14 protein-coding genes and 1 pseudogene are annotated in these 14,369 nt (G+C 43.9%); 3 read left to right on the top strand and 12 right to left on the bottom strand.

Features of this window, described 5'->3' with window-relative positions:
• The first annotated feature begins 22 nt into the window (after positions 1 to 22).
• Positions 23 to 1,174, top strand: a complete 1,152-nt coding sequence (locus Q0502_RS02950) for a hypothetical protein (RefSeq protein WP_298646930.1) — start codon at positions 23 to 25, stop codon at positions 1,172 to 1,174.
• 11 nt (positions 1,175 to 1,185) lie between these two features.
• Here the strand turns inward: Q0502_RS02950 and Q0502_RS02945 are convergent, their stop codons facing one another.
• The gene (locus tag Q0502_RS02945; RefSeq protein ID WP_298646968.1) at positions 1,186 to 1,491 is read right to left on the bottom strand and encodes a DUF4884 domain-containing protein; all 306 of its coding nucleotides are present in this window, start codon (positions 1,489 to 1,491) and stop codon (positions 1,186 to 1,188) included.
• A gap of 269 nt (positions 1,492 to 1,760) precedes the next feature.
• Between Q0502_RS02945 and Q0502_RS02940 the strand changes: the two genes are divergently transcribed.
• Positions 1,761 to 1,937, top strand: coding sequence for a hypothetical protein (locus Q0502_RS02940; RefSeq protein ID WP_298646927.1), 177 nt, complete (start codon positions 1,761 to 1,763; stop codon positions 1,935 to 1,937).
• Between the two features lie 32 nt (positions 1,938 to 1,969).
• Here Q0502_RS02940 and Q0502_RS02935 read toward each other — a convergent pair whose 3' ends face one another.
• The 10 genes from Q0502_RS02935 to Q0502_RS02890 all read right to left on the bottom strand — a co-directional run bounded on the left by Q0502_RS02935 (position 1,970) and on the right by Q0502_RS02890 (position 11,835).
• Positions 1,970 to 2,458, bottom strand: a complete 489-nt coding sequence (locus Q0502_RS02935) for a hypothetical protein (protein ID WP_298646924.1) — start codon at positions 2,456 to 2,458, stop codon at positions 1,970 to 1,972.
• A gap of 285 nt (positions 2,459 to 2,743) precedes the next feature.
• The gene (locus Q0502_RS02930; RefSeq protein ID WP_298646922.1) at positions 2,744 to 3,061 is read right to left on the bottom strand and encodes a hypothetical protein; all 318 of its coding nucleotides are present in this window, start codon (positions 3,059 to 3,061) and stop codon (positions 2,744 to 2,746) included.
• 288 nt (positions 3,062 to 3,349) lie between these two features.
• Complete coding sequence (locus tag Q0502_RS02925) at positions 3,350 to 3,955, bottom strand: RHS repeat-associated core domain-containing protein (RefSeq protein ID WP_298646920.1); 606 nt, start codon at positions 3,953 to 3,955, stop codon at positions 3,350 to 3,352.
• Between the two features lie 406 nt (positions 3,956 to 4,361).
• Complete coding sequence (locus Q0502_RS02920) at positions 4,362 to 4,718, bottom strand: hypothetical protein (protein ID WP_298646918.1); 357 nt, start codon at positions 4,716 to 4,718, stop codon at positions 4,362 to 4,364.
• 322 nt (positions 4,719 to 5,040) lie between these two features.
• Complete coding sequence (locus Q0502_RS02915; protein WP_298646915.1) at positions 5,041 to 5,673, bottom strand: hypothetical protein; 633 nt, start codon at positions 5,671 to 5,673, stop codon at positions 5,041 to 5,043.
• Positions 5,674 to 6,356: 683 nt separating this feature from the next.
• Positions 6,357 to 7,220 carry a sugar phosphate isomerase/epimerase gene (locus tag Q0502_RS02910; RefSeq protein WP_298646912.1) on the bottom strand — a complete coding sequence of 288 codons (864 nt, stop codon included), beginning with the start codon at positions 7,218 to 7,220 and terminating at the stop codon, positions 6,357 to 6,359.
• A 71-nt stretch (positions 7,221 to 7,291) separates the two neighbouring features.
• Positions 7,292 to 8,065, bottom strand: a complete 774-nt coding sequence (locus Q0502_RS02905) for a DUF1080 domain-containing protein (RefSeq protein WP_298646909.1) — start codon at positions 8,063 to 8,065, stop codon at positions 7,292 to 7,294.
• A gap of 97 nt (positions 8,066 to 8,162) precedes the next feature.
• The gene (locus Q0502_RS02900; protein WP_298646907.1) at positions 8,163 to 9,632 is read right to left on the bottom strand and encodes a Gfo/Idh/MocA family oxidoreductase; all 1,470 of its coding nucleotides are present in this window, start codon (positions 9,630 to 9,632) and stop codon (positions 8,163 to 8,165) included.
• Positions 9,633 to 9,672: 40 nt separating this feature from the next.
• Positions 9,673 to 11,343 carry a Gfo/Idh/MocA family oxidoreductase gene (locus tag Q0502_RS02895; protein WP_298646905.1) on the bottom strand — a complete coding sequence of 557 codons (1,671 nt, stop codon included), beginning with the start codon at positions 11,341 to 11,343 and terminating at the stop codon, positions 9,673 to 9,675.
• Positions 11,344 to 11,355: 12 nt separating this feature from the next.
• Positions 11,356 to 11,835 (bottom strand): DoxX family membrane protein, encoded by a 480-nt coding sequence (locus Q0502_RS02890; protein ID WP_298646902.1) that lies wholly within the window; start codon positions 11,833 to 11,835, stop codon positions 11,356 to 11,358.
• A gap of 233 nt (positions 11,836 to 12,068) precedes the next feature.
• On the opposite strand from Q0502_RS02890, the gene Q0502_RS02885 reads away from it, so the two are divergent.
• Positions 12,069 to 13,724: an AMP-binding protein gene (locus Q0502_RS02885; protein ID WP_298646900.1), complete on the top strand. Its 1,656-nt coding sequence runs from the start codon at positions 12,069 to 12,071 to the stop codon at positions 13,722 to 13,724.
• A gap of 209 nt (positions 13,725 to 13,933) precedes the next feature.
• Here the strand turns inward: Q0502_RS02885 and Q0502_RS02880 are convergent.
• Positions 13,934 to 14,369, bottom strand: a pseudogene (locus tag Q0502_RS02880) (carbamoyl phosphate synthase large subunit); the annotation flags it as partial.

Genomic DNA, 14,369 nt, shown 5'->3' with positions numbered 1-14,369 from the left:
TCCATTTTCGATATGTTTTATTTTGAACCTGCAAGCACAAGCGACCTACTCCCCCTATTCCATGCTCGGGTTGGGCGAAATTGAAAACAGAGACTACGGAAGGACTGCGGGAATGTCCAATCTCGGCATTGGAGTGAGGGATTTTGATTACCTGAATATAGTAAATCCTGCGGGAATTAGCGGCCTGGATAGCTTAAAATTCATATTTGATCTTTCAGCAGCAGGGAAACTGTCCTATTTTACAAGGAATGGAAAAACAGATGACACTTTCAATGGAAATATGAAAAAAATATCAATGGGGTTCAGGCTTGCTCCCGGATGGGGGATCTCCTTAGGAACAAGACCATTCAGCGATGTGGGTTATCAGATATACAGTGAGGAGCCTATCGAGGGGTCCACCGAGACAAAATCAGTATACCTTGAAGGAAGCGGAGGATTGTACGAATTATATCTGTCGAATGGGTTTAAAGTAACGGACAACTTTTCCGTAGGTATCAATACAAAATATATCAGCGGAACATTAAAGCAAACAGAAAACCAATCGGAGTATCTTTTCGAAAAAGAGTCCCGGGTCTCCCGTTTCTATAATACATTTGGGATCCAGTATCATACAAACGGTCTGACATTAGGAGCGACCTATGGTTATAAACAAAATATATCGATGGATAATAAAACAACCATATACGATAACGGATACAACCTGATCCAGGAAGAAAAAGACAGGTCTACGGATCAGTTTATTCCGGAAACGTTCGGAGCAGGATTCTCCCATATCAGAAAAAAAATCATCTGGGGTATGGACTTCCAGTATCAAAAATGGGAGGGAATCGATCCCGGTATCAGTAGCATTAAAATTTCAGATTCCTATCGGATTAATGCCGGTTTGGGTTATACACTGGGAAGTAATAGATTTTACAGATATAGGGATCAACGGCAAATGCAGGTTGGAGCATCTTTCTGTAAACCTTATATCCAGGCAGGAGGAGGAAATGCCTATAATTATTCTGTTTCGGCAGGATATAGCTTCCCTTTCAGCGGGAGTTTATTTAATTTGTCGGTAGAATATGGAAATTCTTTATCAGCACCGGCTAATTATATAAAAGAATCCTATTTCATGCTGACATTCAATTGCTCGATTATTGACCAATGGTTTAAGCAAAGAAAATTTGATTAGAGACATTCTTTCTATCTGTTTTTCTGCATTTCGTTATAGTCATCATAGGTGATCCGTATTGAGTTTGTAACCCTCCCGGCCGTAGAATCGTTTTTTATACTGGTCACATCCCCCCGGCAATTGGTGAAATAGACCCAATTATCCCTGTCATAGAAACGATAGACTTTGCAGCCGTCATGCTCAAAAAGATAATCCACTTCGTAGGTCTCATTATTTTGAGGTGCTTCCCGTGAAATGGGCAGAGAGGAGTAACAGGAACTGAGAAGCCCGGCCGCGACCACGGTCAATAATAGGATAATATTTGTTTTCACGTTGATTGATTTTGATGATTCAGATACACGTCGGTGTTATAGGAGCAAAGATAAATATTATTCTCTAACCGGAGCAAAGACTGAAGCTTTATTAACCTTCAATAAACCTCAATGGGTTATTGGTCTCATAGACATAAGGGGATATGGAGTAATATTTCTCTGTCCAATAAAATTCCACCGTAAATCACCGTTCAAAGCGGTATCATAAGGCCGTGCACCGTGATCATATATATCCAGTCCAAATTGGCGATCCAGTTCCTTACCGCTGTACCTGTATGACTGGTTCGAGGCTTGGACTCCTTCACCGGACAGCCCCCCGAACGGGTAGTAGTGGTTCACTTGCTGAACCGCCCACCCTGGTTGATCACTACACGGTTGTTACCCTGGTGGTCCCTCAGGTAGAGTATAGTACACCGGGATTCCCGATACTGTTGCATATTCCTCCTCTGTAAGGATCATACTCAACGTGCCGTTTTTGTAAACTTCATCTTAAATTAAAAAAACCTAAATAGAAATACCAATTACAATTATCTTCCTTTTTAAGCCATTTATCTTCAGTAAAAAATAAAATTTTTCTTATCAAATCATCATAATTGTATTTCTGATTATCATAAGCAAATCTTTTAATTATTCGAATTTCCTTAATTTTGAGATTTTTATCAAAAAGAATTGAATATAGAGCTCGGGCATTAAGTTCATCATGATTATAATCCTCTCTGTTAAAATACAGGCTATCACAAAAAGATAATAAAGAATCATATCCTCCTTCAAATTCGATATTGGGACTTGCTTTTGTTTGAATATAGTAATTTATATTATTTGCATTATCCAAATTGTATATTCCGAATACAGGAATACTGTCCACATCATAATATATAATCTCTTTACTTCTACTACCACTATTATTCTGGCAAAAGAATGATAAACTTTGCATTAATAAAATAGAAACAAATATTGAATATTTAAAAATCATAACCTAATCTTTTTGACATTATAGTTGCTCGACCATAAACAAAATCATTTACTCCCGGTTGCCCGTGTCCGTAAGATAATCCTCTTAAGAATAAAACAACATAACCAAATTCATGGGCAATACCTACTGTTCTATGATTAAGAGAACCTCTTCCATTAATTATCACTTGGACATTATATTTTCAGAACTTTTTCCTGAAGCAGAAACATTTCCGGGAATTAAAGTTTACCCTAAATTTCCGTGAAACGTATTTTATTGGATTATTGGCAACATAGACATATGGGCTTATCGAGTAATACTTCTCCTCCATCGGATCCATTGTAAACCATCTGCCAAGAACAGCATCATATGGTTCACCTGCTGTATCCCTCCGCTTTGGTTGATCACCACACGGTTGTTACCCTGGTGATCCTTCAGGTAGTAATAGTACGCGGGCGTTCCCGATACCGTCGCATAACCCTCTTCCGTCAGGACCATGCTCAACGTGCCGTTCTTGTACACCTTGTTGCTTACATAATCTGTCTTGGCCGTCGTTGTGCCCGATTTGTAAGCCACGCTTAGCTTACTGCCTGCCCTGTGGTAACCGTAACTGATAGTGTTCACATGCGAAAAGGTTACCACATCTGGCAATTTAATCCATTACTCATTGTCATTCACCCTTTAGATAAAACCAATACGGATCAATCTTTCGATAATTGACAAAGTTCACACTTTCAGAAAGATTATTCCTTGGATCTACTGATCGAATTAATGAAATTTTATCCCTTTTTAATAAAAACAGCCTTTCTTTTTCTCTAAAAAATATAGCATCAATTTCTAAGGATTTAAAATTCAGAAAAAGTTCCAAGCTTATTGAGGTTTTCTCCAAATGACTATTGAGAAAATCCGTACTTAATGGAAAAAAAATTGTATCTTGAAGGGGTAATATTTCTCCGCCAGCGGATCAACGGTAAACCATCTTCCCAATGCAGCATCGTAATGACGTGCACCGTAATCATACATGTCCAGTCCCTGGAAACGGTCCAGTTCCTTGCCGTTGTACTTGTAAGGCTGGTTCGAGGTTTGGACTCCTTCTCCGAATAACCCGCCGAACGCGTAATAGTGGTTTAACTGCTGTATCGTACCTCCCTGGTTGATCACCACACGGTTGTTGCCCTGGTGGTCCTTCAGGTAGTAATAGTACGTGGGCGTTGTACCCGAGAGGGTGGCATATCCCTCCTCCGTCAGGATCATGCCGATGACTCCGTTCCTGTAAACCTTGTTACCTACATAATCCATCTTCGTGGTAATACCGTCCGAATTGATGTAATAAACTACGCTTAGCTTACTGCCCGAACCGTCGTAAACATACGTGATGGTATTACCGTTTGCATAAGTGATGACCTTCGGCAAATTTAATTCATTATACGTTATCAGGGTAATATTCTTGTTTAAATCTTTCGTCAAATTGCCGTTCGTGTCATACGTGTACTCGTTGGCAACGTTCGCCCTGTCCACAAAATGGAATGCATCCGGGTAGGTGATGGAAGGGGCGGCCGCATCCGTGACCTTGGTGAGTTGGTTGCCAATTCACCTGTATATCAGTTAATTATCTCGAATGCCATTGTCCGTATTTTATACTCCGTTTCTATATGTCCGTGAAACCTTCTGTGGTAAGACTACGCTTCCTTCAGATTCCCCTCGCAGTGGACACCCTTGCCATTGGATAACGGTTGGTCGCGACCTTCCCCGTAGTGGACTTGCACCACCAAGTTAGTAATCACACACGGCACAATAAGAAAAATCCCGAGTTGTTAAGCCTAGGATTTTTTGTTTTATATTCCTTTTTCTTTAATGCCTAATAATCCCCATTGCCTTTTCTCACAAGAGTACCGGTATTCGTAAGTAGAATAATCACTGCTACTTAGGTAATATTATTACTCTTTTGGGAAACGAATACTCTTGCTATCGTAATCGACAACGTATTATCCCTTAGAACAATAGGAAGCAACCTAAAAGATTTTATTCCTTGCTTCAATTCAGATTTACGGTACTTATTCCTATCAAAAAAAGTAACTTCGTAGTTATCTACGATTGTTTTTGCAAATTGAAAATCTGAAGGAACATTTTCTTTTAAGAAAACGGCTTGGTCTAAATGTTCTTTTAAAATGTGCTTCTCAATACTTTCATTAAGCAAATCATTCAACTGATTGGAGGACTGACCATAACAAACCGTAATAGAAAGTATGAAGCCAACTATTATGCTGATTTTAATTTTCATTTTTTCATTTTTTAGGTGTGACAAAACGATTTTGTGAAATAGTAGCTACATAATAGGGTACATGTAGCTTGGGAATACCCCATTTTGCCCGGCATTCTATGTATTTGGGGTTCGAGATACAGTGAAAAGGGAAGGCATAATTACTAAAACTGGTTGTACTGCAAAGGGGTTCTTGATCGGAACGTAAATAACAACTTTGGTTATAATAGTAAGCACTGTAATACTCGATAAAATCCCTTCTCGTGTAATGTTTTTCTGTCGTACGCCCATAGGTAAAAGTAAATTCTGTCCGGCCGGCGCTACTCTCTATTCTTACACATTTTCAGCCGGTTATATTCTTACTTCCTAATGAACCGGCAGATTCCTTACTCGGCCCGTCTACTCCTCCTTCACCGAAATAGTATTTTGTACCGTCGGAGTCGGTAATGATAAAGTTCGTATTCTGGAACTCGATTTTGATGTTGTCATAGGGTACCGGCACGAAGGAGTAACCCGTTCCGGAGGCATTCTTTAAAATAAAGAATGATCCCGACTTGTCAAGTAGTTTGTAGTAAAACTTGTCCGGCAGCCCGTCCCTCTCCTCGCTGGCTACTTCCAAGTTGTTCAGACTTGGGAAAGGGTCATATGGGGCGTACGGATCTGTCGGAAGGTAAAAGGGATAAGGGGCTGATGTCATCTTATTATTGTTCATATACCCACCCGGACCAAAATCATCCATCCCGTTGATTTCCCTTGTCACCTGCAGATCGCAGCTCAAGTTCCAGCCCATCCTCACACGGGTGGATCTCTCGTTCACCTTGAAGCCCCCGGCATGGTATTGCAGGGTGATGGGAAGGGTCAGCTCCCCCACCTTGATTTCATATAGCGGGATGCTGATGTCGGGGACTTCGGTGTACAGGTTCACCGGGTAGTTCACCATCTTGGTCAGTGCCGCAGCCTCGGGGGATACCGGCACTATACTTTTTTCCTGGCCATAACAGACGGCCGCCGATAATAATACGGATAGAATTGAAATGAGTAAGTTTTTTTCATGATAAAATAAAATAAAGAATTTGCACTATATGGCCTATAATTAACTTCCCTGTCCATACAGATTAGGATTCATAACGGGTTCTACAGGAAACACTTCCCAGCAAGGACGGCCCGGGAGGCGGGAACACCTGCTGCACCATAAACACATACCAGTTAGTCGCCTTTTGGTAACAGGGCAACAGTATTAAGAGGGCAGGAAAAGAATCGTTTTCATGATGGTTTAATTTTGTAATACAAAAAATAACGGTTTCTCAATATATTAATATAAATACTGAACGATACTATATGGGAAAATCTGGCACCTCTGTGATGTGAGCAAATATATTACATAACTTTTTTTTTACAAACAAAAGAAATTTTTATTTAAGTTTATTTAACTAAGAGTGAGGCAATATGATGAGGGATAATGTAATTTTTATAAACCGTGTTAGTGGTATATCGGGTTATTATAACGATGGAGCAAAGAAATATCGTCTTATCCACAAAGTGAACGAAACGTATTCAGATAGGTAATAGAAATGTGGCACTAAAAAAACCCGGAGCAGCTATCTGTCCGGGCTTTTTTGTGTATGTCCACGCTTATGATTCGCGTAAATAGGTATGGGATTATTTTGAATAGCTTGCTTTCACATAAGGAGCATTATTCAAAAAGTCGTAGCTCTCCTTCACACCTTCAAAAGGAGTTCCGGTATATCTTTCCACTTCTACGATCATGTATTTGGTACCCGCGGTCTCAGCATTGTTATAGATGCTCTCAAAATCGACCTTACCGCTTTTACCCAGTTCAAGTTCATCTTTGATATGAAGCAACTCGAAACGGCCCGGGTAATTGTTGAAATAATCCACAGGATTCTTACCGCCTTCGCCTACCCAATAGACGTCCATCTGGAAGAATACCTTGGAAGGATCGGTGTTGGCGAGCATATAATCATACATCAACTGACCTTCTATTTCTTTGAATTCAAAATTGTGGTTGTGGTATCCGAAACGGAGGCCGGCAGCATTGCATTTTTCACCGATCTGGTTGTAATAATCGCAATAGACCTGCAGATCGGCCAATGTTGCGGGTGTCGGCATCCAGGGAGCGACAATATATTTCATGCCGGCTTCCTTATGCGCCTGGATAGCGGTATCCCACCATGCCCAAACCTCATCCCAGTTGGTCCCGGCCAGACTGTCGGCCAATGGCCTCGAGGTATGGGACGAAAGTACTTTCATTCCGGCATCTTCGATCGACTTTTTGAAATCGGCCGGTGACATTCCATAGAACTGTCCGTCGCCATAACCGGCAGCTTCCACTCCGGTATACCCCATTTCTGCAACTTTAGCGATGGTGCCGGCATAGTCGGCTTTGATATCGTCGCGTACCGAGTAAAGCTGGAGATAGATATCCTTTTTCTGGTTGCAGGCCGGCAAAATAAATAGTCCGCCCAGAAGTATGGCCATTGATAAAAGTGAACGTTTCTTCATTGTATTGTTTGTTTAAAGGAAAGAATATTCCCGCCTTCCGGCGGGAATATTCTTTTCAGTTGTTTGATAAATTAATCTAACACCTTAATTTTGATGTTTCTGAACCAAACATCGTCGCCATGGTCCTGCAATCCGATATAGCCTTCCTGGTTTTCACCGCCTGTATTGAGGAAGTTAGGCCAGTCCTTGAATTTGCTGTTGGCTACCATCTCTTTCCAGTTGTCGGTCCACAAGTGGTACTCTACCACGTTCTCTCCATTCTGAGAGTGAACAACGGTTCCCTTGTACACCATGATTCCTCCGGTATTCCATTCTCCGGCCGGTTTAGAGTTCTGAGGTACGGCAGGTACCAGGTCATAAAGAGACGCTGATTGACGGTTCCCGTCTTTACCTAATTTTGCATCGGGATGCCTCTCGTTATCCAGGATCTGGTACTCGGGAGACGACTCGTAGATAGGTTTACCCTCTACTTCCTGAGCCAGATAGAAAATACCGCTGTTACCGCCTTCGGATACTTTCCATTCGAAAGTGAGTTCGAAGTTTTTGAATTTCTGATCATAGATGATGTCGCCACCGTCTTTCGCACCGGCTTCACCCATGCCCGATCCGCTGATTTTGATAGCCCCATCTTCGATGGTCCATGCACCAGGCATATCGGTACGGTTATAACCACGCCATCCGGTGAAGTCTTCTCCATTGAAAAGAGTGATCCAACCTTCATCTGCAACTACTTCTGCCGAATCTGTCGCATCACTAGCATTCGACTGTTTGCCGGTGTTGCCACACGACATAAAAATCATTCCTGACATTACTAATAAACTAAATAGGTAAGTAATTTTCTTCATAACTATTTTTCCTTTAATTAAACTGATAATTAACTTCTATTGAAACAAGGGGACAACGCGGACGGATCCGTCGCTGTTCCCTCAAAAAACTATTCAATCAGGGCATAGCCGGCAATTTCCATCCGTTCTGATAGGTATGCCTGATCATTTCATTTGCATACTCAATAGCATTCACCGGTTCCGTCCAGGTCTTGTTGAAAGTGGGGTGTCCGTCGGTGATCTTGAATCCGTCTTCTATAATGGTTCTGATAGTTGCATCGGCAGGGATATTAGTGAATTGCATCTTTTCACCATCCCAATGCAGTTCCTGATTCAGTGATTGCAGTCTTACAGCCAGTACGCCCATTACCACCATTTCGTTGAAAGGACCTGCTTCCGAGAAAGGAGAAGCTGTTTCAACACGGTTTGCGGGGGATTCCTTACAGGCGCGTACCCAATCCATTTCGTGTGAGAGGGTCACTTCACGCTGAGTTTTCGGAGAGTTAGGAGTGCGTCCGGATACCAACCACGGATTCACACCGTAGCATCCGCAGATGAGAGTATCCTTGGTTCCGTAGAAGATCACTCCGCCGCCGGAATCATTCAGGTTCTTACCTGCCGGAACACCTTCGGGGCGCATAGGCAGTAAACCTCCGTCGTACCAGGTCACCTCTACTTCCGGCATACCAACTTTGGGTAAATTGTCGCGTTGCGGGAACACATATTTCACCATCTGTGCATTGGGAGCACAATCGGTAAGCAACATGGTGGACGATCCCTGTACTTTTGTGGGATATCCCAGGCTCAACCCTTTGAATACCGGGTGAAGGATATGACAAGCCATATCACCCAGGGCTCCGGTACCGAAATCCCACCATCCGCGCCAGTTCCAGGGATGGTAAATCTCATTGAACGGACGTTTTTTGGCCGGCCCGATGAAGAGATCCCAATTCAGTGTGGAAGGAACTTTATCAGCTTCTTTAGGGGTCATCAGACCTTGCGGCCAGATAGGCCTGTCAGTGAAAGCTTCCACTCTGGTTACTTCACCGATCTGTCCGTCCCTGATCCAGTCGATCACCTGCCGTACACCAGCGCCCGAAGAACCCTGGTTCCCCATGCTGGTAGCCAATTTGTGTTTGGCGGCGAGTTTTGTCAACAGACGCGATTCGTACACGCTGTGAGTAAGCGGTTTCTGCACATACACATGTTTACCCATCGTCATAGCGTCGGCGGCAATGATCGCGTGTGTATGATCGGCAGTAGCTACTACCACACCATCGATGGTCTTACCCAACTCATCGTACATTTTTCTGTAGTCGTAATACCTCTTTGCATTGGGATATTTGTCGAATACGTGCTTGCTGTATTTCCAGTCCACATCGCAAAGTCCCACGATATTCTCACTCTGGAGGTTGCTCAGGTTAGCATTACCCATCCCTCCTACTCCCACGCCGACAATATTAAGTTTGTCGCTTGGAGCCTTGTAACCCATACTCTTTCCCAGTACCGAAGAAGGTACAACTGTTAGGCCGGCGGCAGCTATCGCACCGGTTTCTAAAAATTTTCTCCTTGAAATTTTTGATGACATAAGTACTTTTTTTTTGGATTAAACTTTACGTTTTTGATATTTATTCTCTGGTTATTTCTTCTTTCTCCTTATCCCAATACATTGTTTTTCCTTCCAGGTATGCCCGTGTTCCCATATGAGCCGTGATGGCCTCCTCGAATCCCTGATCGATACCGCAGGAAGGTTGTTTCCCGTTCCTGATGCAATCGAGCCACTCTTTCAGATGCAGGAAAGTAGTGTTATAACGCTTTCCGCTGATGAATGAGTAGAGAAGGCCCCGTTCGGCAAAATATCTCTCGGTAGCGGTAGAAACGGCATCTACGCTCTGCCCCGGCAGATAGGTATAGAACGGTTCACCCGGTTTCACAATACCCTGGTCGATCTGTTTCCGATACTGTTCGGATTGCGGATCTACGGTTACCGTAAGCGTGTTGCCCACCTCCATGGTCGCATCGTGTCCCATGATTTTCCGGCTTCGGCTGAACTGGTTGGCCAACGTAGCGGAATACAGCATGGTAAACTCTTTCTCTTTGAACTCAAATACTGTTTGCAGTACATCGGGTACGGTCCGTCCATCCTTAAAAAAATAAACTCCTCCCGAAGAACTGGCCGACGAGGGAATACCCAGATGAAGGATCTGATTCATCGCATCGTATTCATGCGTCAGCAAATCGCCGCTCAGACCGGTACTGTAATCCCACCAACAGCGCCAGCGGAAAAATCTTTCCAGACTGAACTTATCGCGGGATTCGGGTCCCACGTACTTCAGCAACCCCGCCGAAGTCATGTAATCCATATATTCTTTTATCCGGTCCGGATCCCCTTCGAACTGTGGCCAATCGATGGTTTTCGGATTGGCATCCTTATGGATGGAGTAGACCCATGCACCGTTAGGATCATTGCGGTTGGTTCCGGTCTCTATCAGGGAGACCTTGCCTAACAGTCCTTTTTCAAAAATCTGCCGCGCCTTCTCATAGGCTTCGATCTGCCTGTTCTGGTGTCCCAACTGGAACACTATATGAGGATTGGCTTTCGCCAATGAACGGAGTTCATAGGTTTCAGGGACCGTCCACGTCATCGGCTTTTCCAGATAGACATGCTTGCCGGCCCTGATGGCATCCATGGCCATGGTACCATGCCAGTGATCGGGGGATGCGATCACCACGGCATCTACGTCGGGTGCAGCCAATAACTCCTTATAGTGGAGATAACGCCGGGGATCAGGACCCAATGATCCGCCCACTCCTTCCCGGTGGATATTCGCACCGGCCTTTACCGCATCATTCCCATAAGTATCAAAAATATCGCAAACAGCTGTAATCACCACCCGCAGGTCTTCCTGCTCTTTAAACTCCTGATAACGGGTATTCGATGAATTTATTCTCGATTGCCCGATCAGACCTTCCACATACTCCGGAATGGCAAAACCCAGTCCCTGCATCAACTGGGTACCCCTGATACCAAAACCGATAATCCCCACGCGAATAACTTTCGCATCGGAAGAGGTCTGCGAGTAAGCGGGAGAGCTGCTCCCGAAACGGAACATTTCCGCTGCATTGCGGTTACTGGTCTCTGCTTTTTTCTTTCTGTAGACCCCATAAGCCATGGCACCCAATACCGGGACGGTAGCTATTGCCTTGAGCGCGTCGCGACGACCCTGGGAAACCTCTTTCGCTGATGAGTTTTTATCTTCTTCCGGATTATTTATCTCTTTTTTTTCTTCTTCTTCCATAGAAATAAAAGTCTATCTGTTCTTCCGAAATATTAAGCTGTCAAAACCGATAGCCCTGGAGGCGGGAAACAGCATTAATACCACCACTGTCGCCAGTAGAATCAGATTCTTATCCACCCACAGATAAGATCCTTCAGTGGGCAGAATGTATTCCGCGAACAATAAGGGAGGGTGTGAGAGGTAATAGAGCAACAAAAATATCATGGCCCCTATATAGCCAATATTTGTAAAAAGCCCCAAGATCAACAACAGGCCGACGATCGTCAATCCCCATATATTGATAAAATTGGTTGCCTCGAGTAATACCGGATTTTCGGCAAGCTGCCCAAAAAGCGACGCGAAAATACCCTTTGAATCGATCAGGTAGCCGTAGGCCGACCAGTTCGGGGTAAATACCTTTGCCAACCCCTCATATAAAAAATACCATCCTATTAAAACACGTAAAGTGAACAGTGCGTACCGTTGTAATTTGCTATATCGAATCGATTGCATTTCTTATTTGACTAATAAATCCTTCCTCACTTACATAATGATGTAAAATGCATCGGTAAAAGTAGAACAAATATTTTTGAAAATGAAATTTTATGACAGTTATTGAGTAAATTTAAATATTTTATTTCTAAGAAAAGAAAAAATCACGATATTTGTAGCAAATGTAAACAAACAAATCGTTTAAAAGATTGTTTTTTAAAAGTATATGATTCTGGAAATTAAATTGCTAAAGAATGAATCAAAACACCTTTTTAGGCCTGATTGAGCAAAGTATACGCATTCATTGGGAAATGCCGGCCATGACCGACTTCCAGGGTAAGACTTTCTATTATAAAGATTTTGCCCGTGAAATAGACCGGCTGCACGACTATTTTAAAACTGCCGGCATTCAACGGGGAGACAAGATCTCGGTGTGCGGTAAAAACTCTGCGCGATGGGCTATCTCCTTTTTTGGCATTCTCTCCTACGGCGCTGTGGCAGTAAGTATCCTGCATGAATTCGATAAGACCAGCGTACAATTTATCGTGGATCATTCCGATTCAAAAATGTTTTTTGTGGACGAAAATATCTGGGATGAAATCGAAGAGAAGAGCATACCGAAAGTGGAAACCGTTTTTTCACTGGACAATTTTTCACTGTTGAAATCGGTCTCCGACGGGTTGAAACAGTTCGACGCAGACGCACCGGCCTACTTCGGAAAAAAGTATGGAAAGGGATTTTTCGTAAATGATATTGTTTTCCGCACAGACAAACCGGAAGAACTGGCTGTGATCAACTACACGTCGGGGACTACCAGCAGCCCCAAGGGGGTAATGCTGCCTTACAGGAGCCTGTGGTCGAACACCAAATTTGCCAACGACAACCTATGGTTTATCCAGCCGGGCGACAACATCGTCTGTATGTTGCCTATGGCGCATGCCTACGGCCTCGCCTTCGAGGTACTCAACTCCATCTCCATGGGTTGCCATATCCATTTTCTGGGAAAAACCCCTTCGCCGAAAGTGTTGCTTGAAATGTTCGTCAAGGTAAAACCCAAACTGGTGCTGGCCGTTCCCCTCATCGTGGAAAAGATCGTCAACCGGAGCGTATTCCCCAAACTGAAGCAGGGAGCGGCAAAGGCTCTTATAACAATACCCTTGCTGAACAGGATTGTATATAATAAGGTACGCCGATCGATGATCGAGTTCTTCGGTGGGGAGTTGGTGGAAGTGGTGATCGGCGGTGCAGCGCTCAATCCGGATGTGGAGAAGTTCCTGCGTAAGATCAGATTCCCTTATACGGTAGGTTATGGTATGACCGAATGTGGCCCGCTGATCTCCTACGCATACTGGACTAAATACAAAGAACGTTCCTGCGGAAAGGTGGTGGACAGGATGGAGGTGAAGATCGATTCGGAAGATCCGGAAACTACCGTGGGTGAGATCCTGACCCGGGGCAGCAACATGATGCTGGGATATTACAAAAACGAAGAGGCCACAAACCAGACATTCACGGAGGATGGCTGGCTGAAGACCGGCGACCTGGGAACAATGGACAGTGACAATTTCATCTTTATCAGGGGAAGAAACAAGAACATGATACTGGGATCTTCCGGACAGAATATCTATCCTGAGGAGATCGAAGAGAAGATCAACAGTTCCCCTTTCGTGAGCGAGTCCCTGGCCATCGGGGAAAATGAAAAAATCGTCGCCCTGATCGTGCCCGACAAAGAAGCCTTGCAGGAAGAAGGATTGGCCGACCAGGAGTTGAATACCACTTTCCAGCAAGTGATTGCAGAGGTGAATGCCCAGTTGCCTTCCTACAGCAAGATCGGCTCTTTCCGGCTTCAGGAGGAGGAATTTGAGAAAACGCCCAAACGGAGCATCCGACGGTTCAAATATCAGCCGTAATTTACACCTGGCATGCAAACCATGCATTGGATTAAATTAATAGGACAAAAGAACATCCGTTTAATCGAAAGAGGCCGTTTCAGTATAACTGAACGGACCCCCAAAAGTCAGACAAAAAACTTTTGGGGGTCACGGCAACTTTAAAACGCCCTCTTTTTCTTTAAAAATATACCGATCTTATTTCAATACTTCATCGGCAAGGTACGTGATCAATATTCATTCCAACTCCTGATCTCGAGATCTACAAGGTCCATATTGCAGAAAGCCGTGATGAAAGCGCTGGCAAGACGGGCATTGGTGATCAGCGGGATGTTAAAATCGACCGCGCCCCGGCGGATGATATACCCGTTGGTAAGTTCCCGTTTCGTTACATTCTTGGGAATATTGATGATCAGGTCGAATCGCTTGTCGACAATCATCTGCCTGATGTTGTTCTCCCCGTCTTCGTCCGGCCAGTTCACATCGGTCGCCTTAATTCCGTTCTCCTCCAGAAATGTCTGTGTGCCATGACTGGCATAGAGGTCATACCCTTTCTCTCCCAGCAGCTTGCATGCTTCCAGCAGATCCACCTTCGACTTCATCTCTCCTGAAGAGATCAGAATTCCTTTTTGGGGTATTTTGTACCCCACGGAGAGCATCGACTTG

The organism is uncultured Proteiniphilum sp. (assembly GCF_937873925.1).
Lineage (GTDB): Bacteria > Bacteroidota > Bacteroidia > Bacteroidales > Dysgonomonadaceae > Proteiniphilum.
This window is presented reverse-complemented; position numbering and strand designations above follow the sequence as displayed.

Coding starts and splice junctions, on each gene's coding strand:
- Q0502_RS02940 (WP_298646927.1), top strand. CDS start 1,761: ATGACTGGTTCGAGGCTTGGACTCCTTCACCGGACAGCCCCCCGAACG.
- Q0502_RS02935 (WP_298646924.1), bottom strand. CDS start 2,458: ATGATTTTTAAATATTCAATATTTGTTTCTATTTTATTAATGCAAAGT.
- Q0502_RS02920 (WP_298646918.1), bottom strand. CDS start 4,718: ATGAAAATTAAAATCAGCATAATAGTTGGCTTCATACTTTCTATTACG.
- Q0502_RS02910 (WP_298646912.1), bottom strand. CDS start 7,220: ATGAAGAAACGTTCACTTTTATCAATGGCCATACTTCTGGGCGGACTA.
- Q0502_RS02905 (WP_298646909.1), bottom strand. CDS start 8,065: ATGAAGAAAATTACTTACCTATTTAGTTTATTAGTAATGTCAGGAATG.
- Q0502_RS02900 (WP_298646907.1), bottom strand. CDS start 9,632: ATGTCATCAAAAATTTCAAGGAGAAAATTTTTAGAAACCGGTGCGATA.
- Q0502_RS02895 (WP_298646905.1), bottom strand. CDS start 11,343: ATGGAAGAAGAAGAAAAAAAAGAGATAAATAATCCGGAAGAAGATAAA.
- Q0502_RS02890 (WP_298646902.1), bottom strand. CDS start 11,835: ATGCAATCGATTCGATATAGCAAATTACAACGGTACGCACTGTTCACT.
- Q0502_RS02885 (WP_298646900.1), top strand. CDS start 12,069: ATGAATCAAAACACCTTTTTAGGCCTGATTGAGCAAAGTATACGCATT.